The 23,710-nt window shown below is 64.0% G+C and carries 24 protein-coding genes and 1 tRNA gene; 1 reads left to right on the top strand and 24 read right to left on the bottom strand.

The window, feature by feature from the left end; all coding sequences use genetic code 11:
- Positions 1-51: 51 nt before the first annotated feature.
- The gene (locus ACO2Q4_RS12785) at positions 52-1,071 is read right to left on the bottom strand and encodes a LacI family DNA-binding transcriptional regulator (RefSeq protein WP_311757349.1); all 1,020 of its coding nucleotides are present in this window, start codon (positions 1,069-1,071) and stop codon (positions 52-54) included.
- Between the two features lie 95 nt (positions 1,072-1,166).
- Here ACO2Q4_RS12785 and ACO2Q4_RS12780 point away from each other — a divergent pair.
- A tRNA-Arg gene (locus ACO2Q4_RS12780) sits at positions 1,167-1,243 on the top strand.
- Positions 1,244-1,481: 238 nt separating this feature from the next.
- Here the strand turns inward: ACO2Q4_RS12780 and ACO2Q4_RS12775 are convergent.
- From ACO2Q4_RS12775 to nspC, 23 genes are all read right to left on the bottom strand, one after another.
- Positions 1,482-1,787 (bottom strand): hypothetical protein, encoded by a 306-nt coding sequence (locus ACO2Q4_RS12775; protein WP_423319686.1) that lies wholly within the window; start codon positions 1,785-1,787, stop codon positions 1,482-1,484.
- Positions 1,784-2,128, bottom strand: coding sequence for a hypothetical protein (locus ACO2Q4_RS12770; protein ID WP_423319684.1), 345 nt, complete (start codon positions 2,126-2,128; stop codon positions 1,784-1,786). The genes ACO2Q4_RS12775 and ACO2Q4_RS12770 overlap by 4 nt, the downstream gene beginning before the upstream one ends.
- Positions 2,125-2,658 (bottom strand): hypothetical protein, encoded by a 534-nt coding sequence (locus tag ACO2Q4_RS12765; RefSeq protein ID WP_423319682.1) that lies wholly within the window; start codon positions 2,656-2,658, stop codon positions 2,125-2,127. The genes ACO2Q4_RS12770 and ACO2Q4_RS12765 overlap by 4 nt, the downstream gene beginning before the upstream one ends.
- A complete protein-coding gene (locus ACO2Q4_RS12760; protein WP_423319680.1) occupies positions 2,655-3,095 on the bottom strand; it encodes a hypothetical protein in 441 nt (146 codons plus the stop codon). The genes ACO2Q4_RS12765 and ACO2Q4_RS12760 overlap by 4 nt, the downstream gene beginning before the upstream one ends.
- On the bottom strand, positions 3,092-3,814 hold the full coding sequence (locus ACO2Q4_RS12755; protein WP_423319678.1) for a hypothetical protein: 723 nt from the start codon (positions 3,812-3,814) through the stop codon (positions 3,092-3,094). The genes ACO2Q4_RS12760 and ACO2Q4_RS12755 overlap by 4 nt, the downstream gene beginning before the upstream one ends.
- 116 nt (positions 3,815-3,930) lie before the next feature.
- Positions 3,931-4,281: a hypothetical protein gene (locus ACO2Q4_RS12750; protein ID WP_423319676.1), complete on the bottom strand. Its 351-nt coding sequence runs from the start codon at positions 4,279-4,281 to the stop codon at positions 3,931-3,933.
- 69 nt (positions 4,282-4,350) lie between these two features.
- A complete protein-coding gene (locus tag ACO2Q4_RS12745; RefSeq protein WP_423319674.1) occupies positions 4,351-6,570 on the bottom strand; it encodes a hypothetical protein in 2,220 nt (739 codons plus the stop codon).
- Between the two features lie 5 nt (positions 6,571-6,575).
- Positions 6,576-7,292, bottom strand: coding sequence for a hypothetical protein (locus tag ACO2Q4_RS12740; protein WP_423319673.1), 717 nt, complete (start codon positions 7,290-7,292; stop codon positions 6,576-6,578).
- Positions 7,293-7,296: 4 nt separating this feature from the next.
- Positions 7,297-8,664 (bottom strand): phage portal protein, encoded by a 1,368-nt coding sequence (locus ACO2Q4_RS12735; protein WP_423319671.1) that lies wholly within the window; start codon positions 8,662-8,664, stop codon positions 7,297-7,299.
- Between the two features lie 1,356 nt (positions 8,665-10,020).
- The gene (locus ACO2Q4_RS12730; protein ID WP_423319669.1) at positions 10,021-10,383 is read right to left on the bottom strand and encodes a hypothetical protein; all 363 of its coding nucleotides are present in this window, start codon (positions 10,381-10,383) and stop codon (positions 10,021-10,023) included.
- Positions 10,380-10,583 carry a hypothetical protein gene (locus tag ACO2Q4_RS12725; RefSeq protein WP_423319667.1) on the bottom strand — a complete coding sequence of 68 codons (204 nt, stop codon included), beginning with the start codon at positions 10,581-10,583 and terminating at the stop codon, positions 10,380-10,382. Before ACO2Q4_RS12725 ends, ACO2Q4_RS12730 begins: the two co-directional genes overlap by 4 nt.
- Complete coding sequence (locus ACO2Q4_RS12720) at positions 10,576-10,947, bottom strand: hypothetical protein (RefSeq protein WP_423319665.1); 372 nt, start codon at positions 10,945-10,947, stop codon at positions 10,576-10,578. The genes ACO2Q4_RS12725 and ACO2Q4_RS12720 overlap by 8 nt, the downstream gene beginning before the upstream one ends.
- Positions 10,948-11,316: 369 nt before the next feature.
- The gene (locus ACO2Q4_RS12715) at positions 11,317-13,425 is read right to left on the bottom strand and encodes an AAA family ATPase (protein ID WP_423319663.1); all 2,109 of its coding nucleotides are present in this window, start codon (positions 13,423-13,425) and stop codon (positions 11,317-11,319) included.
- A 251-nt stretch (positions 13,426-13,676) separates the two neighbouring features.
- A complete protein-coding gene (locus tag ACO2Q4_RS12710; protein ID WP_423319661.1) occupies positions 13,677-13,937 on the bottom strand; it encodes a hypothetical protein in 261 nt (86 codons plus the stop codon).
- Complete coding sequence (locus ACO2Q4_RS12705) at positions 13,934-14,428, bottom strand: ProQ/FINO family protein (RefSeq protein ID WP_423319659.1); 495 nt, start codon at positions 14,426-14,428, stop codon at positions 13,934-13,936. The genes ACO2Q4_RS12710 and ACO2Q4_RS12705 overlap by 4 nt, the downstream gene beginning before the upstream one ends.
- A gap of 1,206 nt (positions 14,429-15,634) precedes the next feature.
- On the bottom strand, positions 15,635-16,516 hold the full coding sequence (locus ACO2Q4_RS12700) for an integrase arm-type DNA-binding domain-containing protein (protein ID WP_423319657.1): 882 nt from the start codon (positions 16,514-16,516) through the stop codon (positions 15,635-15,637).
- Positions 16,513-16,761, bottom strand: a complete 249-nt coding sequence (locus ACO2Q4_RS12695) for a hypothetical protein (RefSeq protein ID WP_423319655.1) — start codon at positions 16,759-16,761, stop codon at positions 16,513-16,515. Before ACO2Q4_RS12695 ends, ACO2Q4_RS12700 begins: the two co-directional genes overlap by 4 nt.
- Positions 16,762-16,836: 75 nt before the next feature.
- Positions 16,837-17,310 carry a hypothetical protein gene (locus ACO2Q4_RS12690; protein WP_423319653.1) on the bottom strand — a complete coding sequence of 158 codons (474 nt, stop codon included), beginning with the start codon at positions 17,308-17,310 and terminating at the stop codon, positions 16,837-16,839.
- Entirely contained in the window at positions 17,307-18,476 is a 1,170-nt protein-coding gene (locus tag ACO2Q4_RS12685) for a tyrosine-type recombinase/integrase (protein ID WP_423319651.1), read from the bottom strand. Before ACO2Q4_RS12685 ends, ACO2Q4_RS12690 begins: the two co-directional genes overlap by 4 nt.
- 229 nt (positions 18,477-18,705) lie before the next feature.
- Positions 18,706-19,758: a GlxA family transcriptional regulator gene (locus tag ACO2Q4_RS12680; RefSeq protein WP_423319649.1), complete on the bottom strand. Its 1,053-nt coding sequence runs from the start codon at positions 19,756-19,758 to the stop codon at positions 18,706-18,708.
- 73 nt (positions 19,759-19,831) lie between these two features.
- The gene (locus ACO2Q4_RS12675) at positions 19,832-21,193 is read right to left on the bottom strand and encodes an AI-2E family transporter (RefSeq protein WP_423319647.1); all 1,362 of its coding nucleotides are present in this window, start codon (positions 21,191-21,193) and stop codon (positions 19,832-19,834) included.
- A gap of 104 nt (positions 21,194-21,297) precedes the next feature.
- A complete protein-coding gene (locus tag ACO2Q4_RS12670) occupies positions 21,298-22,521 on the bottom strand; it encodes a saccharopine dehydrogenase NADP-binding domain-containing protein (RefSeq protein ID WP_423319645.1) in 1,224 nt (407 codons plus the stop codon).
- Positions 22,522-22,576: 55 nt separating this feature from the next.
- The gene (nspC, locus tag ACO2Q4_RS12665) at positions 22,577-23,683 is read right to left on the bottom strand and encodes a carboxynorspermidine decarboxylase (protein WP_423319643.1); all 1,107 of its coding nucleotides are present in this window, start codon (positions 23,681-23,683) and stop codon (positions 22,577-22,579) included.
- Positions 23,684-23,710 lie beyond the last annotated feature (27 nt).

Here is a 23,710-nt window from a genome sequence, read left to right as displayed (position 1 = left end):
CGTGCCGGACCATGACGGGCGTGCCATCGGCGCGCCCGTTTTCATTGCGGTTCAGGCGTTGCGGATCGTATCGCCGGGCTTGAAGGTCGGGGTCAGCGCCACGACGCCGTTTTCGGGCGCAGTCTCTTTCCCGGCGACGATGCGCGCGGCGCGACGCCCGATATCGATGCGGCGCGCGTCGGTTGTGGCCAGCCGCAACGGAAGCCCGTCCAGCAGGTCGACCCCGTTGAAGCCCGCAAGGCCCAGTTTGCCGGGGATGTCATATCCCTTTTCAAGGCACCACAGCAGCCCGCCCGCGCCGATCATGTCATTCGAGTAATACAGGAAATCCAGCTCGGGTTCTCGTGCGAGGATGCGTTCCGTCAGCTCGCGCCCCTTCTGCAACGACGAGCCGCCCTGGTAAAACTCACGCGCGGAAAGCGAGACATTGTCCTGGGCCAGCCGTTCCTCGAACCCGGCCAGTCTTTTGCGCGCGCGGTGATCCTCGGGCATATGCGTGCCGATGAAGCCGATGCGGCGATAGCCCGCGCGCAGAATCTCTGCGGCCATCTCGGCCCCGGCGCGGCGATGCGAGATGCCGACCGCGGTATCGATGGCGTCGCCGTCGATATCCATGATCTCGACCACGGGCAGGCCGGCATTGTCCAGCATGGCGCGGGCCACGGCGCTGTGTTCCAGCCCGGCCAGGATCACGCCCGAGGGCCGCCAGGACAGCATGTCATAGAGCACCGCGTCTTCACGCGGGGGGCTGTAATTGGTGACGCCGACCACCGGTTGCAGCCCCGTATCCTCCAGCTCTGCCGAGATGCCGCCCAGAACGTCGGGGAAGACCATGTTCGACAGCGAGGGAATGATCACCGCGACCAGGTTGACGCGCTGGCTGGCCAGGCCGCCCGCGATCTTGTTGGGGACATATCCCAGAGTTCGCGCGGCGGTCAGAACCTTCTCCCGCGTCGCGGCCGAGACATCGCCCCGGTTGCGCAAGACGCGGCTAACAGTCATTTCCGAGACGCCCGACGCTTCGGACACGTCGCGCAGGGTCAGGGGGCGGCGGGGTCGTTTCGTGTTCATGACTGTTCCGGGACGCAATGATGTTACCGTTATCGCTTTTGCAACCGCGCGGCAACCTTGCCAATTCCGGGCGCACAGGGCAAAAGGACAGCGGCGGCCCCGTGGCTCAACTGGATAGAGCAGCCCCCTCCTAAGGGGCAGGTTACAGGTTCAAGTCCTGTCGGGGTCACCAGTAAAATCAGGTAGTTAGAGCGATATGCCTGCAAAGCGTGTCTCTTGGGTGTCTCGAATGGCTTTCGTGACGCCCGGCGTGTCTCGGGCGTGTCTCGCAATCCGAATCGCGTGTGAGATAAGTAAAGCAGCGCAGAGCGTCTAGGATCACGCTACAAGCCCGTTGACCTTCCCGGCACCCTACCTAGCCGGGCACCTCGACAAGCCCTGCCAGCGCCCAGCTTAGCGCCGATCTCAGATCAGTGCAGAGGTCCGACCCGGCGAAACTGCGGTTCGCTCTCCATCACCTGTCTAGCCAGCGACGGGATCGCGGCGTCATTCAACATCGGCACCATCCGCTCGGTATTCAGCAGCGTGGATTCGAGCGCGACGGCGCAGGCCATCATGTGCAGCCAAACGGGTGCGTCGTCCTGATCCTGCGGCGGGGCGATAGCGCGCCCCGCGCGCAGGTCCATCAGGGCGTGCGCGAAGTCGTCAGGATCGAAGTTCAGGAACGGGGCCACGGCCCGCGCGATGGCCTCGCGATCTGACAGCAAGAACGTCATGACAGCACCCGCAGAGGATCAGGCCAGCCCGCAATCGACGCGCGGGCATAGCGGACTTCCTCGGCCAGCAGGTCGCGCAGGTCGTCTAGGTCGAAGTCAACTTCCCCGTCTGCCTCGACCCGATCCAGCAGCGGCCTGATCATCCCTGCCAGCGTCAGCCAGACCGCCACCTCGTTCGCCCCCTGCTGGGTCATCATCCGGCGCGGCATGGTGTCAATCAGCCTATGCACCTCGACCGGGCGCACGTCATGCACGGCAAGGAAGGACATCTCGGCCAGATCGGGATTGCCGCCGAACAGCTTGGCGGTCAGGCGGGCCAAGGTGGCAACGGCCTCACTCATGCCAGCGCCACCTGCTTCGCTCGGGCCAGTGCCTTCCGGGCACGGGCGGGCGGCGCTAGCTCGTCCAGCGTCAGGTTCCGGTCGATCCGGGCCGCGCCCAGCTTCCTGATCACCCCGCAGAGCTTGGCCTTGCCCCCGATGCCTAGATCGTCCTCCATCGCGCGCACGGCGGCGACGACCAGCGCGACCGTCGTGAACGGCCCCTGCCATCGTTCGATCAACAGGAAGTCCGCATCCGACAATCCGGCGCGGGCGTAGACCGAGTCCAGCATCGGATGGGCCAAGGATTGCGCCGACAAGATGGCCCGTTCGGCGTTAGGGTGCCCGATCAGCGGCCCGCACGCGGCCAGCGCCATGATCTGTTCGAAGTCATGTCTGGACAGGTCGAGCGGGATGACGGCGAATTCCCCGCTGCCATCCGCCCCGGCTTCGATGTGGACTTCCAGCCCGGCAGTCCTGACGCCCAACAACTGGCACGCGACCGAAGCTGCCAGCGCGTGCCGCAACTCATGCAGGGCCGCGCTGCTCATGGCTGGGCCGTGATCTTGCGAAACACGATGTCAGGGGTCGCGCCCTTCACCGTGGCCTGATCACCGTCCAGCACGGCTTGCAGGAAGGCGCTGGGGGTGCCGCTGACCAGTTTCGCGCGGCGTAGCTCAACATCACTGGCAACGGCCTCCAAGGCCCGCAGGTTGGCGCTGGTGACTGCTGCCCCAGCGCTTTTCAACAAGTGCGCGCCGTCGATCTTATCAATTCGGGCGTTCGTGGAAGCGAGGCCGTCTTTGATCGCCCCGCCAGCCGCGCTGATCAGATCATCCACCAGCCCGGCGCGATCCTCGTCCATGGCGGCAAGGAAGGCTTCGAAGACATCAGCCAAGGCCCGCCCGGTGATGGCCTTGTCGTTGACCTGATGCCGCAGCCAGCCGATCAACTCGACCGCCCGGACCCGTTTCTCGGTGCCGTTCATTTCGTGGTCCTCCATGCGTCGGCGACGATGACTTGCAGGTCGCGTCGGGTCTTGGATTGCCGGGCAAGGCGCTTGTCGCGGCCTTCCTTCCGTTTCGCGCCGACGGTGGCGCGGGCGATTGCCCGGATCGTCTCGGGCAGGACGGCCCGCTTGAGGTCCAGTTCCTGCTTCATGCGGGGCGTCGGCCTGAATTCGGCGAGCACGTCGTCCGGGTTCACATGGTCGAGGGTCAGGGCGAGGTCGGTGGCCTCGGCCAGCAAGTCGCGCACCAGCCCCATGCGGTCGCGTGCCTTGCCGACATCCTCGGCCACCAGCCCCGCGACCTCGCGCAGGTGGGCTGCCGCGTCGTCGGCTTCGGGCAGGGCAAGCGACGGGTCGATTTCACGCAACATCATCTTGGATGCGAAGATTTCCAGCGCAATCGTCACCATCGGCTCGGACCCGGTGCCAGTGCCCTCGGCCAGCGCGCCTGCCGTGGCGGTCAGGTGCTTGCCGACTTCCGAGACACGCTTGATCAGGGCGTCGGCTTCGCGGGCGAGATGGTGCAAATCCCGCAATGCTGGAATGATGAAAGCGGGTTCGAGGTCGGGCAGACCTTTGACAGCTTTCGAGATGGTATCCAGCGCGACCTTGGCTGCACGGCTTGCCAGATGGCGGGACAGGCTGACTTCCGCGCCCCCTGCCTGAACCAACGGGGTTGAGACTCGGCGATGCAACATCTGGACGCGCTCCTAGCTTGCCGCCCCGGCACTCGCGGGGGTCGAGGCTAAATCTAGCGCATCCCGGACGGTGAGTCACGAAATTTGGACTCAGTATCAATGGGTTGTATTACGACTCACTTGAGACAGAAGCTGTTGAAGCGGTGTCTGATCCATTCCGCCACGTCCTCGGGCGCGGCATCGCCCAGCAGGTCGAGCACCCCGAGTAGCTGGTCCTGATCGCGACGGCTCGGGCACCCCCCTTGCAGCAGTTCGGAGCGCATCTTGCGGGCCTGTGCCAGTGCCGCCGCAGCCCAGAGGGCGCGGCAGTCGTCCAGCCGGGTCAGGTCATCGTCATGCAGCCGGGCGGTCACGATTGCCGAGATGGTCTGCAAGGTCTGGTTCGACCAGTATCGCAGCACCTCGGGCGTCAGGACTGCTTCCCTGATCAGGATGTCCGCAGGGGGCTGAAACTTCGGCTCGTTCATCATCCCTCCGGGCGATTTCGGCTGCCAGTGCCGCTGCGGCTTGTTCGAGGATCGCGCGCGAGACTGACATCACGCCCCCCGCCGTCTCAGGCCGAAACTGGTTCTAAGCTGGTTATCCAGCGCGCCGCTCGTCACCATGCCGCGAACTTCGTCCCGCAGGGTGATGCGCAAATCCTGCCCTCCCTGTCCGTCGGGTTCGGTGCGGGCTTCGATCTTGGACGAGGTGTGGTTCTCGATGAAGACATTGCCGAAAGACCCGGCGCGATCCGTCATTCCATTGGCCGGGGCGATGGGTGCGGCGGGCATGACCAGCGCACCTGCCTGCACGCGGGGCATGGCAGGGGCCGCATAGGTCGGCGCGCTCGACAGGTTCGCCGGGGCCATGGCTGCCACGCTCGGGGCCGCGACGGTCGGGGCACCCGCAAAGCTGCTGACCAGCGCGGCGGCGAATTCCTGAAACTGCTTCTGGGCCAAGAATTTCGTCAGGTCGCGCAGCATCTGCAAAAGCATGTCGGCCCACGCGTCCGAAGCCGACTTGGTGCCGTCAACGATGTCGCTGAAAACCTGCCCGAGGCCGTCGGCCAACTGGTCCTCGATTTCCTCGGAAAGCGTCTTCGTCTCGTCCAGCGTGCCGTTCAGTTCCTGCACCGCGCGGCGGTAAAGTTCGGCCTGCATCGGGTCGAGCTTCGTCTGCCCGCCGACATCGGCGATCAGCTTGTCCAGTTCGGCAAGCTGGGCCTTGGCTTCCTCTGCCGGGGTCATGAATTCCTTGAGCGCAGAGTTCAGCGCCTTGGTCGCGTCCTCGATGTCCTTCGTCGCGTCCTTCGTCGCCTTGCCTGCGGCGGATACCGCCTTGCTGGTCGAGGTCGCGGCCTTGGCGGAGTCGGCCATGGCCTTGGCATTGTTGCGCTGCGCGACGACGTTGCGATCTACCGCTTCGTTGTATTCGCGGATCGACGTTATCGTTTCCTTGCGGATCATCATGTCCGGCGAGTTCAGGCCCTCGGCAGAGGCCGCAAGCTTCGCGGCCTTGAGGCTGTCGGCGCGGGCTTGCAGGGCATCGTTCCCGGCCTTGAGGCTGGCCGTCTGCGCGTTCAGCGCGTCGGTGTCGAGGTTCAGGTTGCTGGTGGCTGCCCCGAGGGCAGACAGGGCAGCCGCGCCTCGGGCCAGCGTGTCGGCGAGTTGCTGGGCCTGTGCCGTGGTGCCCGCCATGGCCTGCGTGGTGCCGTTCGCGGCGTCGGTGATCTGGCGTTGCAGGTCGGCGGAACGGGTCTGCTGTGCCGACAGCTTCAACGACTCGGTGAGGATGTTGCGCTGTTCCTCCGTCAGCACCTTGGCCTGCTTGTCCCATTCGATCATGCCGTTGACGATCTTCGCGACTTCCTCGGCGGGGCGACCCTCGGTCAGGGCCTTGCCGAGGTTGGCGAAGGCTTCGCCGACATATTGGGTCTGGGCCAGCGTGCCCTTCACCCCTTCGGTCAGTTCGGCGATCTGGGCATTGACGGCTTCAAGGTTGGTGCCCCCGGACGGGTCGAAGTTCTGCAAGTCCTCGCGTAGCTGTTCGAGCCGGGTCCACGCGAGCGCCTGTTCGTCAACGGCGGCGGTCTGGGCGTTGATGGCTTCCAGCGTGCTGGACATCTGCACGGCAGCATTGGCCTGCGACAGGGCCAGCATGGCGCTGGACAGACTGCGCAGCCCTTCGGCAGCCGAGACGGAATAGGTGCCCCATTCCGCAAGGGGCTGCTGGCTCTGCATGAAGGCCGTGCGCACCGCATCCACCGAAGCTGCCAGCGCGTCGGTGCTCTCGCTCAGGTCGGCGGCGGCTTCCTCGGCTTCGAACAGGTTCGCGGCGAAGGGCAGCGCCACGGCGGCGACGGTGCCGATCACCGCCCCGAGGGGGCCGAAGGAATCGAGTAGCTGGGGCAGTTGCTGCCCGAGGGCGCGGAAGGCGGAAGTGCCCATGCCGACCTGAACGGCCACGTCCTGCGCCTGCCGTCCGAAGTTCTGGATGGCCGCGCCGTTCTTGCTGAAAGCGGCCCCGAGGCTGTTCAGGCGGCTGTTCTGGTTCGCGGCAGCTTGGGTCGAGCGGGCCAGTTCGTCGGTGGTCTTGGCGAGCCGCTGGCGTTGCGCCTCGGCCAGCCGTTCCTGCTTCTGCGTCTCGGCCAGCGCCTTCGTCATCATCGCTTCGGCGCGGGTCGCATCGCTCAGGCTCTTGATCAGGGCCGTCAGGCTCTGACTGCCGACGGCATCGACCTGAACTTCGTAACGCGTGGAGCCAGTCATCGCCATGGGGCTTACCTCCGTTTCCGACCGCGCAGGCGGCGGCGTGTGGCGACCCTAGAGCCGCCTTCCATGCTCAAGGTGATCAGGGGCAGCGCATAGATCGCAGAGCCGCTGGACGGCCCGCCTGTGCCCGCTCCGTAGCGAAGCCCGATCTGATCCGAGTTGATCCATGAAAACGTGATGCTGAGAGTGGGGAAGCGCGCGATGGCATCGCGGGCGACCAGCGTCATGACATCGTGCCTGATCTCGACCGACGACGCGTAGGGTGCCACGTCGATAAACTGAAAGGCATCCTCGGGCGTGATCTGTTCGACGGGCGGGATGGCCGGGATTTCGCGACCGCCGCGATAGATGCGGAAGGCAGCGGCATAGCGCCAAGGGTGGTTTTTCTTGGCGGTGCCACGGGGGGCGCGTCGGTTGAAGTCGGCGACGATGTAGCGTGCGGCCTCGACCATCAGGGCGCGGTTATCTTGCTGGTCGGTCGTGATGGTCCGGTAGGGGACGAGGGGCCATTGATTGATGCCGTTCCAGCCGCCGGGGATGGTGCGCGTGGTCGATCCGACGATCAGCACCCGGCGAAGATCGTCGCCGGACATCAGGCCCAGCCCGACGGCCTCGGCGGTGAGGCGGTTCTGCTGCGCGGTGACTTCCTCACCCACGCCCGCGCGCAGCAGGTCTGGCACCGCAACGCGGGGGTCGGGGCCTTCGCGTCGGATGCTCAGGGCCATGGCGTCAGGCCCCGGCGATCAGACGCAGGCGGCGTTCAATCGTCTCGGCAGGACGGGGCAGCAGGGCGCGTTCCTGCGGCGCTGGGGCCGGGGGCGGCACGTCGGCGACGGGGGCCTCGGTCGTGGTGCCAGTGGCGACAGACAAAGGCACCTGTTGTTGCAAGGTGCGGGGTTCGCCACCTGCCGCAGTATCGGGCAGGCCCTCGGAACGGCGGGCCTCGTTCGGTGACATGACGCCCGCGCCGACCAGCTTGACGAGGATGTCGGCCCTTGCCGCAGGATCAGCCCGCAGAAGCGCGCCCTCGTCCAGATCAAGGCGCTGCCCGGCTGGCAGACCGAAGAACGCCCCGAAGGCAGCTTCGATCAGTTGCAGCACGGACCCAAGGCCCTGCGCGGCCCAGAGGGCAGCCAGCGTGGCAACCGTGCCATATTGGCTGGCACCCTCAAGGCTGCCGATCAGAGGTTGCGGGATGCGGAAGGCGCGGGCGATTTCCTCGACCCCGAGCCGATAAGCCTCGGCAAGCTGTGCGTCTTGGCTGGTGATTGACATGCTCTGCCATTTCAGCCCGCTCGCAAGAACAGGGACGTTACCGGCGTTCAGGTGCTGACTCTGAGTTTCCCATGCCGAACGAAGCTGCATCATCTGTTCTTTGGTCAGCCGTTCGTCGGTGGTCAGCACGCCCGAGGGGCGGGCCATGTTGTTGAAGAAAGCTGCCTGATGCGCGGCGATGGCGTTGGTCGAGGCGATCTGGGCTGCCAGCGCCTCGATAGGCGATCTGCCACGCAATGGGGCGCGCGGGTCGCTGTTGAGCTTGAGATGCATCACGTCGCGCGACGTGACGATCTGCCCGGCCAGCGATGCGGGCAATAGGGGCAGGTTCGGGATCGCATAGAAGACCTGCGGCTCACCGTCGTCATGGTGCCCGACATGAATCGTGGTGCCCCGCGCGGGAACGGGATGCAATGCCGTGATCTGATAGCGATCATCGCGCAGAGCGACAGCGAAGGCGTTCCCCGTGGTGAACAGGTCGCGGGTCAGCATGTCGAAGAAGTCCACCGGGCTTTGATAAGGGTTAGGGGCGCGCAGGACGCGCGAAAGGGGCGAGGTGGTGATGACCTTGACCCCTTCCCCCGGAACTTCGGATACGTGCCGTGCGGGCAGGCTGGCGACCGTCTGGGCATAGGTGCTGATGCAGGCTTGCACGATAGGCGAAGGCCCGGCCCCGAGGGGATCGCGGCCCTGCTGCCAGAAGTTCCACGGCCAGCTAGATGGAATGAAGCCCCCGCTGATCGGCAAGGCGAAGCCGACGGCAGAAGGGGCCTTCGTCAGGCCGAGGGCGGCGAAGGCGCGGGTCAGGAAATTCGGGGCCATCGTGGTTCGTCCGATCTGATGGGTTCGGACGCGATGATAGCCCGGAAACGGGCCTTTCGGCCAGCACTTTCTCAGAATTGTCTAATGAATAGAGTGTATTACGGTCCTGAATCGGGTTTGCTCGAAGATCAGTGACAGGTCGGAAACGATGCCGACGGGAATGCGCCAGATGACGAGCCGATGGCGTCAGGATCAGCGCCGATCAGAACGGGGATGAAATTGCCGATTTCGACCGGAATTTTTTCGCGAGCGGCGGAATCGTTTTAGGCGGGATTAAATTTGCGGAAAGCCCCCCGGCACGGTCAGCCGCCCCCGAGGGTCAATAAAAAATCGGGGCATACCCCGTAATACGATTCGGTCCCGGCGCAGAGGGCGTTCGCGTGCGTGTCAAGGTCAATGTCGTTCCGTATTACGATATGCCGAGGGGCAGCCGCACCCGGCAGGCCCGAGGCCCAAGGCCCCGTGACCTAGTGACGCTGGACATCCTGCACGATGACCGAGGACCAGACCGCGTGACACGCTGATCACAAGACAACCGCGACCGACAAGCCCAGCCGCCCCAGCCCCGGCAGCCCGTCGTCACCTAGTCACTGATGGTCCTGCTGTCGCATGGTGATGATAGGATCGCAGCCGATCACCGCGTCACCGTAGACACGGGCAGGGTTTCAACGCCGTCCACCAACGGTGGTTGGCGTTCCACATCATCCACCGTTGGTGGTTGATGCGAAAGTGCGCCACGCTCCACCATGCTGGCGATGGAGCGCTTCACACTGTCGTGGCGGCGGGGGTTCTTGCCGACATCGGGGGCGCATAGTTCATAGGCAGATGGAAGCAGGGCAGTTCCTTCCCGTTCTCGCCGATGTAGCAGCCCTGAAATTTCAGGGCTGGTTCATCAATGCTCGCCAAATGCGCGCGCACGTCACGCAGGGTGTTGCGATGATCCTTCCCGTAGTAGCGGGCGATCAGGCGGCGGGTTGACTTTTACTCCAACGGAGGAAAAGTCCTCTGGCCGGGTCAGTCCATCGGCCCCGAGATAGACGCATCCAAATCTGGATGCGTCTACGCCGATCTGGCGGCAGTAGTCACGAACGGCACGATTGACGTGAAAGGGCTCCTTTCCGCACATCTTGGCGATCACGCGGCTGTCGAGCGCGCCGGAACCAGTGCCGAGGCCGATGGAGGCCCCGTCAAAACTGACTTGGCTGTAATTTCAATCACTTATGGCGTGTGCCGAGAAAATCGGGAATTAGGGGCGAACGACGAGAAAATTTTCTCCTCGTTCGGCCCGGAAGGCCGGATTTCCTTGCACAAGCCGGGAAGACCCTAAGACCCCGATTTTAGGGCCGCTGGGCGGCCTCAAGGCTTCGCGGCCACCACCCTAGCGGGCGGGATCGGTTTGACGCTCACGGAGCGTCTGGCGGCGCGTGGCATGTCGGCTAGGTGCAGGATGCCGAGTTGAGCCAGCGCGATGGCGGCGAGGTCAGCCGGGCCGAGTCCAAAGCGGTGCAGGATCGGCGACGAATAGGTGACGCGGGCGAAGCCGAGGGTCGGCGGGGAAGTGGGTTTCCGCCAGACCAGCCCGGCGACGGTGGTTTCGTGGTCGAGGTATTGGAGCGCGTGGTGAACCGGAAGGGTGCCTGTGAAGCGGACAGGATGGCCCGTGATACGTTCCACCTCGCGGGCGAAGTCGTTGGGCTGGATCGGCAGGGCGATGGTCATCTCTTGCGCCCTTTCTTCGGGACGGGGGCCGGGTCGCGGGCCGGGTCCGGGGTCGGCAGGGCGCGGCGCAGCACGTCGAGCCGGATGCCGTGGCGCTGGGACAGGTGCGCGAGCGCAAAATGCCTTTCGAGTTCGTCGGCGATGTCGGCCACCGTGACAAGCTCGGCCCGCAGGTCTTCTATGCTGCGCGGGTCAGTCATGGCCTTTGATGATCGGCTCCCTGATCTCGTCCGGCACGGTGACGCGGTGCAGGGCGCAGGCAATCAGGAAGGCGGTGCGGAATTCCTCATGGTCATACTTCTCCGGGGCCTTGCCCGAAATGTGTTTGATCCAGTCGTAGCGCGGGTGGTCTTTCAGCAGGTCGGCGCTGGGGATGGTGTAGAGTCCATCCCGGCGCTCGATGCCGTAAGCGGTGACGGCCCACGTGCGGCCCTGCCACCAGATCGCGTCCAACGGATCACTGCGAAGCAGGACTTCATTGTCGGCGTGAATGATCGGCCCCGTCAGATAGCGGCGCGGGGGAATGTCCTTCATCGGGATCGGCTTGTAGATGGGGGCTTCCATCAGTTCTGCTCCATGTAGGGGTTGGGGAATCTTCTCAGGTGGGGAGTCTGCGCGTCAAGCACGAGGGCCGGAAAATCGGCTTGCCCTGTCGGGGTGGGGGCCATTCCAACTCCAAGGTTGGAAGGGAAGCGAAATACCCCAGTCCGGGGGGCGGGACACGGGACAAAGCCTATAGGCTTTTGTCCCGCTTGTCCCGGCACCCATCCGGCTTCTGGGCGGGACAAACCGGGACAATGTCCCGATTTGTCCCGGTTTGTCCCGGTAAAATGGGCTTTTTCTACCCGCGCAGGTTGTATTTTCCAGACCGTGACAGCGGGACATTTAACAATGTCCCGGTTCCGCTCTGGACTTTTCAATGAGTTACAGCACTCAACCTGCATGAACATCGCCACGGGCCTTGTTCCGGGACAGGTTCAGACGGGTGTGAATATGGTAGGAAACTGCGACGTAAACGTCGTTCTCGACCCTCAGATCATCCCGTTCCACGAGTTCTCCCCGCACCCGCTGGAACGCCTTTTTCTTGGCCTCGGGGGTGTCGCCCGTATGGGCGGCATAGAAGAACCCGCGCCAGTCCTCGATATGGAGGCCAGCGAAGGTTTCCTTGCCGTCCTCGCCTTCATTCCAGATACCATGCTCACGGGCGGCAGCCTCGAAAGTCTCAAGGGCCATTCGCTGTGTCGGGGTGTGGGCCTTCGGCTTTACGGGCGGGGCCTCCGCAGACCGCAGGATCGCGCCCGTGGCCTTTCCTTCAAGCTGCACCGTCTCCAAGGTGAAGTGCAGGTCGGCAGGCGTTGGGCCGTCCTTCATCCTCGTATTGATCACCCGGACCTGCGGCTTGTCCATCTCGACCCGGAATTCGAAGTCCAGCGCCGCCTTCAAGGCTATCGCACCGCGCGCCCTGTTCTTCTCAGCATGGCCCGTATGGTGGACCAGCATCACCGTCGCACCGGGATAGCGGACTCTCAGGTCGTCCATGGCTGTGATAAACTGGCCCATCTCCATCGTGCTGTTCTCGTCGCCCGGCCCGAAGTTCCGCGCCACGGTGTCCACGATGATCAGACGAGGCGTGCCATGCAGCTTCGCCAGCTTGTCCACCGTCTTGCAGACCGCCTTGGCCGAAGCCGCGTCCAGAAACTGCGCCGCACGGCGCGACTTGAACATGGGCACGCCTGTCAGGGACCGCCCCTTGTTCTTGGCCCAAGCTGCGAAGCGCCGGGCCAGACCGTTATGCCCTTCACCCGCGATCAGAAAGACCGACCCCTTCATGACCTCCTTGCCATGGAACGGCGTCCCGGTCGCCACGCAAAGGCCAATATCAACGGCGAGGAATGACTTGCCGCCACCCGGATCGCCGAAGATCATGCCCAGCGATTCCGTCTCGATCAGGTCGCCGACGACATATTCGGGTTCACGATATTCCAGATCGCCGACAGCATCGAATGCGAATTCCGATTCCGTCTGCTCATCACCCTGGGATTCCGGCATCGGGTCGTCCTCGGCCTCGCTCGGCTGTTCAGGACCGCCCCGCATCGCGTGGAGCGCGCCCTTCCAGTCCCAGCCCCGTGCCTTGGCCGTGGCGAGGATGGTGCCGACCGTCACGGGCCTGTCGGACCCGTTCCCGCTCCACTGGAACGTCTCCCATTTGGAGCCGTTCACCTTCTCGTCGTAGCCGGGCACGGTCCTGCACCATGCGTCCCAGATGTCGAAGGCATTGGGGGCACCGCTGGCATGGGCTGCCATCGACAGGGCAAGCCACTCGTCATAGTTCGCGAAGCTGTCGATGAAGGATAGCGCGTCGGCGAGCATCCAGTCCTTTTCGTCGGGCGGCAGGCCATCGAAGCCGCCGCGCCCCGTGGCAATGATGGCCTTGGGTTTCGGCTTCGGTGCGTTCACCCTCTTGGCCTGCAAGCCCCGGATCATGCCCTGCACCCGCCGCTTGAAAGGCCCTGTGTCGAAGTCCGGGTCGCCCTCGCGCCAGATCGTCCCCGGCACCGTGAAGAACCTCGTCTCGTCACCTTGGAAGCCGAGGCCGCCGACAGTCTTCTCGCCCGGCACGAGGTCCAGTTCGACCGACCAGCCGTCGCCGTCCTCGCGGGGCACCATGGCCCGCAGGCCCAGCCCCGAGGGCGTCACCCGCAATTCGATAGGATCATCCCCGATCAGGTTCCGACCCCATTCCTTGAGGCTGCCATCGGCGTTCAGCACATAGTCGAGGTCAATGCCGACATCCTTGGACCCGTCGCGGGCCAGATAGCCGACCTCGAAGCTGATCAGATCGTCGGCCTTCGTCTCGTTCAGCTTCGCGACGGCTTCCTGCGCATCTGCTTCGGTCAGCGTGGCAGCGATGACGCGATCCAGCGCACCGAGTCCTGTCTTGCTGTAGGGTATCTTCTTGGGCTTCTTCTTGCCCTCTGGATCGCGTTCGATCCTCGATACCAGCCAATTCGTTTCCGCGTTCGCGGCGTGTTGATCCTTCATGGACGTAACCCGTCGGGCTTGCCCGAAAGGCCCTTGCCGCGCTATCCTGTAATCCTTGGTCAGGAACAGGGTTGCGGGCGGGGTCTTTCGGGATTTCGCCCCTTCTCTTGTGAAGCTGTCTCTGCCTCGGGGTGGTGCAACCTGCCGATGGTCAGCATCTCGGCCCGCTCCACGTTCGTTCGTTCGGGTTGTTCGCCATCGTTGGTGTCGCGGGGCCTCCGCGTCCGGGGCGCGACCCCGGATTGCGCTGGTCAGATCACCGTCCAGCCGAAGAATTTGCCGTTATGGGTGGCAGACCACCTGTCGCGCTTCCGATGGTAGACGGTATCGGGCACGCCCCCGCCGAAAGTCTCGATCAGCTTCACCTCGGGGTCGATGGCCCGGAACAGGTTGATGCACGCCTTCATGTCGGTGCAGTCGCCTTCCTCGGGCATGTGCAGCACCCCGCGCCGGGTATTCCAGTCGTAGCGCAGTTCGCTGACGTAGCATTGCAGGCGCGGTTCGAAGATCATGCCGTCACCTCCCTCGGTTCGGTCGTGAGCGGTTGTTGAGGGCGGCGGGCCTTCACCCAATCGGGGGTGGCTTCCTCCTGCACCCGCGCGCGCTCGCGGTGCTCGTCGCTGACAGGCTCGACGGGCAGGCCGTTCAGGTCGTGGCGCATGGCACCCTCGGCGAGCAGCGCGTCCAGATAGGGCAGGCTGCCCGTGTAGCGCCGCAGGCAGCCCCTCAGATAGCTGTGCTGGCTGTCCTCGACCCGTTCGAGCAGTGCCTGCCCCAGCCCGAGGGCCAACGGCCTGACGGGGCCGCACAGCACCGCAGGCCGTTCCCCGATCCATTGGACCTGCGCGAAGAAGTCGATGCCCCAAGGCGGGCGCGGTCCCTCGACGGGCTTTGCCTTCCTCGGGGCCTTCGTGGCTTTAGGTGCCGGGGCCTTGGGTTCCGGCTCGGTCGGTGCCGGGATAGTCACATGCGCCATATTCAGACGCAGGATTGGTCGTGCCATGTGTCCTCCACAGCCGGAAAATCATTTCCGGGCTTGATTTATGTTTTGGACGACTGGATAATCATTCCATCCAGAACGATTATCTTTGAAGCCGCCCCGTGGACCTGCCATGGTGCGGCTTCAATCTTAGCGCGATTTGAATGCCCCGCAAGGGATTCTATCCGCAAAACGATTCTTTGACCAAATGGTCAAAAATCTGAAAAGCACGCAAATACAACGGATTCGTAATACGCTTAGACCGTCAGATTACAGGTTTTCCAGCCGCTGGTAATCCCCGCTGCATTGCCAGATGAAAAGCGGCTTACCTGTTATCAAATGGAATTCGTATTACGGAAAGTCGGGGTTTGGATAATCGTAATACACTCTGCCAGATAATCCGCGTGCCGTGAATGTCTAGGCTGGCCATAGGCAGCCATTACGCGAACGACAAACTGTTCAGTGCCGCTTGGGACGAGAGGTTTGGCCACGCGGCCAAACCTCTGAATGCTCACGACCGTGCAGCGCTGATCCAGATCGGTGCCAGCGAGGACGTAGGTTTCCGCACCGTGCGGAAACCTCCCTGCGCACCCGCTTGGGATGATCGTTTTGGTCATGTGACCAAGACGCCGGGGGCGACAGGTTTCGTAACGCTACGAAACCTCCCGACACGCGCTTGGGGTGAGAGTGTTACGCACTTGCGTAACACGCCGGGATGATCGTTTTGGCCATGTGGCCAAGACGCTGAATGATCATGATCGTGCGGGGCTGATCCAGCCGCATTTCTGTGCGGCTTATTGCCCTGAATGATTTGCAACCTACCGTAGAACGGTTTCGCCATGTGGCGAAACCGGAAATCTTCAACCCGACCCCCGTCACGCCGGAAAAACCCTGCCCCGCCCGAGGTTTCGCCGGGTCGAGGACTCCGGCCAAACTGCCGGACTCTCGCTCGGCCTGTGATTGATCGTTTTCCTAGCGCTAGGAAGACGGAAATCTTCAACCCTACCCCCGTCACACCGGAAAAACCCAAGGAAAACACGGTGGTTCCGCTGATTTCAACTCCGGCAAAAACGCCGGACTCGACAGGTTTACGAGCGCTCGTAAACCTCCCCACAAGCATGACCGCGCGGCGCTGATCCAGATCGGCGCAGGAAGGGCGGCAGGGGGGCGGGACAGGCTCACCCACGGGGACGAGGCTGGGGGCGCTGTAGCGGGCGCTCAGGGCCTCGTTCATCTCTTGGGCCTGCGCCATGGCCTGCGCTGCATGGCGTGCTTGGCGTCAAGCGGATCATCCCCTTGCTTCCTTAGCGAAGCAGCCGCGAAGTGAGCAGCACGGGCCTGCTCCAAGTCCATGAAGGGGAAAACGCCCAGCGACATGTCGCGCCGCTTGCCGTCAAGCTGGAACCGATAGTTCCACGTCCGGCTTCGCCCCCGCACGAGCAGGTAAAGCCCGCCGCCGTCATTATGCCGCCCGTCCGGCAAGGTGGCGATCTGATCATCCCGTAGCAGGTGGCGTTTCGGGTCATTCTTGCTGGCCGTAGTCGCCAGCGGATCAATACCCTGCGCGACCAGATTCCGCAGTTCCGCCGCTTTCGCCCGAGCCGCGATTAACGGCAGGGTGGCCCGCCCCAGACCCATTTCGCGGCGCTTCATGGTGATGGGCGAGGTGTAGCGAAAGCACCAAGATTTCGACCTTGGCTTAATGCAGAGATACAGGCCCCCACCATCGGGGTGGAATCCGCAGGCCAGCACTTCGACCGCATCGTCAGGCAGCCTGTGCAGGATACCCCTGAACCCGCTGGGAGGAAGTAGTTCGTAAGGCATCCGAGCCGGGTTCGCCTCGTTATGCAGGACGTTGTAGAGCGGGGCTTCCGACCTGATCGCCTCGGCCTCGGACTGTCGCGCCAGCCAGAAGTTCGGGAACCGCTCGAAGGTCGCGCGGGCCACGTCATTCATCCAAGGCTTATCCTTGTGATTTGTAACCCGGTGGAAGGGCCTCGCGCTGCACCCGACATAGAGCAGGCGGTCCTCGGCATCGTAATACCGATAGACTGTCGTCTGCTGCTCGCGCTGGGCCATGAGCGCCTGATAGTGATGCACGCGGGCCGTCATGCCTTGCCCTCGGCGCGGGCTTCCAGCCAAGCCTGCCAGTCGGTCAGCAGAACGTAATTCCGCCGTCCGATCTGGAACACGCGCGGGCCTCGGCCCTCGGCCTTCTCTCGGGCATAGGTCGAGTAGGGCAGGCCGAGTTCGGCGACCAGTTCGGTTTCGGGGGCGGCGACCCTCGGGCGCAGCCCCATGGTCAGCGCGTTCGAGATACGCTCGAACCTGTTATCCAGTTCATCCGTCAGTTCCATGATCGGGACTCCTTCTTGACCCGATCAGGCTGGCGCATGGCATTGGCACCATGCTCAGCAGGATACCAACTGATTTCAGGGTTTCTCCCAGACCCTGACGACCCCGACCTGCTGGGGCACCTTGCGCCGGATAGTGTCGAGCTTGACGGGCAAGGCGTCGCGATCTTCCAGCAACTCGTTGACCCGATCCATGATCGCCCCCGCGACCTGACGAGCCGAAGCATAAGGCCGCGTTCGGGCTTCCCGCGCGAGTAAGGCTTCCTGCCGGACCAGCGCCGCCAGATCGGGGCGCTGGGCGGCTCTGGCCTTGCCCCCGGCCTGCCGTTGCGTCCTCTCCTTGACGCGCTGGGCGGCCAGCGTATCGGCCAACGCCTGCGGGTTGGGGTAGACCGCGCGGGCCGTCCAGCTACCGTCCGGGCTGATCTCTATGCGGGCCTCGCCCCCTTGCGCCTCGGCCTCGGGAAAGAGCGTGTCGAGGAAGCTGGACAGGTTCTCCGGCTCGACCTCGTATTCGCGCAGGCCGTCGCCATGCTGGACCCGCAGCTTCATCCCGCCACCTCGGACCCGAACCAGATTTCCAGATCGGTGGCGATGAAGTTCGCATAGGTCCGTTCGATCATTTCAGCGGACGTGCCGCATTGCTTCGCTACGGCAACCACGGGCACGCCCTTGGCAAGGTGGTCGGTGATGTAGGTATGACGCGCGGCATAGGCCGTCACATCGTCCAGCTTCGCCTTCACCGTGGCGCGGGCGATGCTGTCGATCAGCAGGTCTTCTTTCCACCGTTCACCAAGCGGTGACGGCAGCAGGGGCGCGTCCTGATCGTTCCGACCGTCGGCAAGCCCGGCGAAGAAGGTGCCAGTGTTCGGCGACAGGATCATGGTGCGGGTGCCCGTCTTGCCCGATACCGTCAGCCTGCGCCCGGACAGGTCACGCACGCGGGCATTGACCAGTTCGCCAGAACGACAACCCGTCGCCAGCAGAGCGCGGATCATGTTGCGGGTGGCGCCATCTGGCGCCGCTGCGATCCACGCCTTGCGCTCGGCCTGATCCAGCACCCGGACCCGCTTGCCGAAAGCCTCGGCCCGTCCGAACTTCGACACGTCATCCCAAGGCTTCGGGATGTCGAGTCGATGCACCCGGCAGGCCAGATTGCAGATTGCCTTGAGCGCGGCCAGTTCCCGGTTCGCCGTGGCGCGGCGGGCGCGGTTGGTGTCCTCGTCGCCATCCTTGTGCAGGAAGCCGTCACGCCATTCCCTGACCTGCCTAACCGTCAACTTGTTCAGCGTCTGGCCGTTGGGGAATTGTTTCGCGATGCGCGCTGCCGTGTTGCGCAACTTGGTCCGGGCCGTCAGGCTGTCCGTCTCGGCCTGCTTGCCGTCGGCCCATTCCGTCGCGGCGGTCAGCAGGGTGACTTCCTCGGGGGCGGGGGCCAGCGCGCCCCGCGCCATCTGGCAAGCCTGATCGTAAGTCAGAATGTCGATGCCGTTGGTGGCGACGACATCATCGGGCACCACGCCTTCGAGCTTCTTTTCGGTATAGGTGCCATCCTCGGCGCGGGTCTTCGTCACCCACGTTCCGGGCATGGTGTTCAGACGGCGGTAGCCGATCTGAATCGTGTCGGTCAGGCGACGGTAATAGGGCTTGCGCCGGGGGGCGAGCTTGGCCCGATGGGTCGGCGTGGTGATCTTCTGGTCTTCGGTCTGGCGGGGCATCGTGGCGGCTCGTGTCTCGAATGTGTCTCGAATAGCTTCTAGAACTAGCTAGAGTCACTGAGAGCCGTCTGCAAGTATTTAGAATGATTTCAACAGGATGAATCGGGTAAGTCTTTGACCTGAAATGCCATTTCGCCCCCTCCTAAGGGGCAGGTTACAGGTTCAAGTCCTGTCGGGGTCACCATGGACCTTCCGCCTCGCTCCGGCCCCGTTTTTCCCGCGCAGGGGATCAGGCAACCGCGCCTTCGTCGGGCTGGTGGTCCGGGCTGGATTGGGCACGGTCCTGGCGCCACAGGTCGGGGGTCGTGCCCTCGGTTTCCCGGAACACGCGAATCAGGTGCGAGGCGTCGCAGAAGCCGGTTTCCTCGGCGATGCGGGTCACTGTCCGGTCGCTTCGGGCCAACAGCATCCGCGCCTGCGCCAGCCGTATCCTGACCGAGGCATCGGCGGGCGGGATGCCCAGGTCGGCATTGAAATGCCGCTCAAGCTTGCGGCGACCGACGCCCAGATCACGGGCGATGCGGGCGATGGGAAGCGGCGCCTGCAGGTTCTGCTGCATCGCCAGCAGGGCGCGGCGCACCAGCGGATCGCGGGCATTCAGCTCCAACGGCAGACCGGGCTGGGGGCGGTCTCCGGCCATCGGCTCGTCGATCATCATGATCGACAGGCTTTTGCGCGCGGCGGCGCGGCCCAGGTGGCGATCGACCAGAAAGGCCGCAAGATGCGCAGCACTGACCCCGCCCGAACAGCTGAGGCGGTCGCGGTCCACGACGAAGATCTGGTCCGAAACCGGGCGCATCCGTTCGAATTCGGCAAGGAAATCCTGGTGATGGAACCAGCTGACGCAGCAACGATAGCCATCCATCAGGCCAAGGCGCGCCAGAGCGAAGACCCCGGTGCAAAGCCCGGCGATGCCGATCCGCTGCGCGGCGGCGCGCTGCAGGAAAGGGGCAAGGCCGGGGGGCAGGCCGCCCCCACCCTCGATCAATCCGCCGACCACCACGATATAGTCGAAGCGGGCCGGATCGCCTAACCGCTCGTCCGGTTCGATCCTGACCCCGCATGAGGACTGGATCGGGGCCATGTCGGGCGACAGCACCGCCCAGCGGCAATGGATCGGGCGTGAGCCGTCGCCGTCATCCGCGGCCAGGCGCAGCACATCCATGAAATTCGCGAAAGCCGACAGCGTGAAGCGCGGCAACAGCACGAAGCCGATCTGCAGCCGTGGCCGTGGCGGGGCCGGTCGTGCGCCGGCGGCGGGGGGGTCAGCAAAGTCTGGCATGTGACGCGAATCGACGATGGTTCATGTCGCCATCATGCCATCGCTGCATCGCCCGTCCAACGGTCCCGTGACATCAGGGTGACAGGTGGCGCGTTGCCCTGGCGGCTTCGGTCATGTCTTCGGTATCGCCGCCGGTTTCGACCAGTTCGCGGGCCTCCTCCTCATCTTCATCCTCAAGCGCGGGGGGATCCTCGCCGGCCAGGAAATTCCCGAACTTCTCCAGCCCCGGAACATGGTCGGCCAGCACCCGCATCACCACCAGAAGGGGCACCGCGACGATCATGCCAAGCACCGACCACAGCCACGCCCACAGCGCCACGGTCAGGAACACGACGACCGTGTTCAGCTGCAATTTGCGCGAGACGAAATAGGGAGTGATGAGCTGACCCTCGAACGAGGTCAGCGCCAGATAGGTCAACGCCACCATCAGGGGCGTGAACAGGTCGTCGAAGACAAAGACCCCGACCAGCGCGGCGATGATGATGCCGAAGACCGGACCAAGATAGGGGATGAAGTTCAGCAGGAACCCGACCAGCCCGAACAGCACCGGCGAAGGCATCCCCCAGGCCCACATGGCAAGCCCGATCGCGATGCCCAGGCAGGCGTTGATCAGCGTGATCGCGCCAAGATAGGCGCCCAGCCTGTCCTCGATCTCGCGCAGCGCCAGATAGGCCGCGCGCTTGTCCCGCATCCGGTCGAAGCTTTGCACGATCTTCAGATACAGCAGATCGCCGGACGCGAGCATGAAGAACAGCAGAAACAGCGTCAGGATGATCTGTCCGATCACTGCCGGTCCCAGGTCCATCACGCTGCCAAGGGCGGTGGACTCGGTCGGGGCGTTCACCTGCACCTCGATATGCTGGTCGGGCGGCTGCGGGGTGCCGGGGGTGGGCACGCTGGTCACGCGTCCGGTGACAGTGCCCATCACGTCCGGGCCGACGATTTCGGCGGGGGGTGGTGCAGAGCCGGGGGGCGTGTCCTGTTCGTCGGTCGCCTTCTTGCCGCCGGTCAGTTCGTCCAGCTTGCGCGCCGCGCGCTCAAGCCCGGCGAAGTTGCGGCGGATCTCGGTGAACCTCTGTTCTAGCCGCGTGCCGATCTGGGGGGCGTTGTCGATCAGCCGGCTGACCGGGCCCGAGATCATCATTCCGATCCCCAGGATCGACACCACCAATCCCAGAGAGACAATCGCGGCGGTAACGGTCGGTCCGATGCGCCAGCGCTCCATCACCCGGCGGAAGGGGACGAAGACGAAGAACAGCAACAAGGCCAGCGTGACGGGCATCAGGAAGTCGCGGGCCTGCGCCACGAACCAGAACATGAGGATCAGGAAGATCCCGATGATGGCCCAGTTCGCGACCTTGGGAAGCGCCGTACCCTTGCCAGCGTCGCGGGGCAGGCTGGGGAACATATGGGTCGATGGGTCGGGCGGTGTCACGGTTGCTCCCCTTTTTGGCGGTCCGCTGCGCCGGGAAGAAACGCGAACCCCGCGGGCAGGTTCCTGTCCGCGGGGCAAAGGCATAAGTGGGGAATCGGCGCCTGTTACAGCGGGTGATCGCCAGTCGCGTCGATGACGCGGGTGGGCAGGCCCAGGTCGCCCAGAAGCTCCAGGAAGGGGCGGGCGGGCAGATCCTCGACATTGACCATCTTCTTGACGTTCCAGGTGCCGCGCGCGACCAGGATCGCTGCCGCGACCGGGGGGACGCCCGCGGTATAGCTGATGCCCTGGCTGCCGACTTCCTCATAGGCCTGTTTGTGATCGGCCACGTTGTAGATGAAGACCTCGCCCGGCTTGCCGTCCTGCGAACCCTTGACCAGATCGCCGATGCAGGTCTTGCCCTGATAATCGGGGGCAAGGCTGGCGGGGTCGGGCAGCACCGCCTTGACCACCTTCAGCGGCACGACCTCCAACCCCTCGGCGGTCTTGACCGGCTTTTCGCTGAGAAGTCCCAGGTTCTGAAGGACGGTGAAGACGTTGATGTAATGCGCGCCAAAGCCCATCCAGAAGCGGACATCCGCGTCCTTGTAGCGCGCGGACAGGCTGTGCACCTCGTCATGGCCGGACAGATATGCGGTCTGCTTGCCGACGACGGGAAGATCCCATTCGCGCCCGACCTCGAACATCTTGTTCTCGGTCCATTTGCCGCCCTGCCAGGCATAGACGGTGCCGGTGAATTCGCGGAAATTGATCTCGGGGTCGAAGTTCGTGGCGAACCAGCGGCCGTGGCTGCCCGCGTTGATGTCGACGATGTCGATCGAGTCGACCTTGTCGAAATATTCGTCCTCGGCCAGTCGGGCATAGGCGTTGACGACGCCCGGATCGAAGCCGACGCCCAGGATCGCGGTGACGCCGGCCTTTTCGCAGGCTTCGCGGCGTTTCCATTCATAGTTGCCGTACCAGGGCGGTGTCTCGCAGATCTTGGCCGGGTCTTCGTGGATGGCAGTGTCCAGATAGGCGGCGCCCGTGTCGATGCAGCCCTGCAGGACAGTCATGTTCACGAAGGAAGAACCGACGTTGATGACGATATTCGCGTCGATCTTGCGGATCAGCGCGGCCACGGCGTTGCTGTCCATCGCGTCGAGCGTATGGGTGGAAAATTCGACCGTATGGCCCTTTTCACGAATGCTCGTGATGATCTGCTCTGCCTTTGCGACAGTGCGGCTTGCGATGTGCAGACTTCCAAATTCCTTGGCATTCTGCGCCATCTTGTGCGCGACCACCTGGGCGACGCCGCCGGCGCCGATGATGAGCACGTTTTTGGCCAATTCGATCTCCTTTTCTTGGCAGGGAATATATCGTCGGGGGCTCTCTGGCTTGTTTTCAGGACAGGCTGGATTTGTAGTCGTCGTAGGTGAACCGGCGGACTTCGCGGATCGTTCCGTCTTCGTCGCGGATCGCGATCGAGGGCATGGTCACGCCGTTGAACCAGTTCTTCTTGACCATGGTGTAACCCGCGGCATCCGCGATGCTGATGCGGTCGCCGACCTTCAGCGGCGCGGCAAAGCGGCCCTCGCCGAAAATGTCGCCGGCAAGGCAGGTCTTGCCCGCCACCTGATAGGGATGCTCGCCTTCCTGCGGCAGCTTCGCGGTTTCGCGATAGATCAGCAGGTCCAGCATATGGGCTTCGATCGAGCTGTCGACGATGGCGACATCCTTGCCGTTATGGATCAGGTCCAGCACCGTGACCTCAAGCGAGGAGGAGCGGGTGATGCTGGCCTCGCCCGGTTCCAGGAACAGCTGGACGCCGAATTTCGCCTGGAACGCTTTCAGCCGCGCGGCCAGCCGGTCCAGCGGATAGCCGTCGCCGGTGAAGTGGATGCCGCCGCCAAGGCTGACCCAGTCGAGCTTCTCTAGGAAGCCGCCGAACTCGGCCTCGATCCGGGAAAGCTGCGCGTCGAACAGGTCGAAATCGCCATTCTCGCAATTATAGTGAATCATCACACCGGAAATGCGGTCCAGCGCGCTTTCCAGCCGCGGCAGATCCCATTCGCCAAGACGCGAGAAGGGACGTGCCGGATCGGCAAGGTCGAAGCCGCTGGTCGAAAAGCGCGGGTTCAGGCGCAGGCCCATCTTGATCCCGCGGTCCTTGGCCTTGCCCCCGAAACGGTCAAGCTGGCCGAGGCTGTTGAAGATGATCTTGTCGGCGTAGCCCAACGCCTCGTCGATCTCGCCATCGGCCCAGGCCACGGAATAGGCGTGGGTTTCCTTGCCGAATTCCTCGTGCCCCAGCCGCAGTTCGAACAGGCTGGAGGAGGTGGTCCCGTCCATGAACGGTCGCATGAAATCAAAGGCCGACCAGGTGGCGAAGCATTTCAGCGCCAGCAGGCATTTCGCGCCCGAATGCTCACGCAGATACTGGACACGCTCCATGTTGACCCGCAGCTTGGCAAGGTCGATCAGGTAATAGGGGGTCTGAAGACCGGACATGATGCGTATCCCTTCGCAAGCGTGGAT

This window comes from Paracoccus sp. KR1-242 (assembly GCF_049446195.1).
In the GTDB taxonomy this organism is placed as follows: domain Bacteria; phylum Pseudomonadota; class Alphaproteobacteria; order Rhodobacterales; family Rhodobacteraceae; genus Paracoccus; species Paracoccus broussonetiae.
Note: the sequence above shows the minus strand (reverse complement) of the source record. Positions and strands in the feature narration are given on the sequence as shown.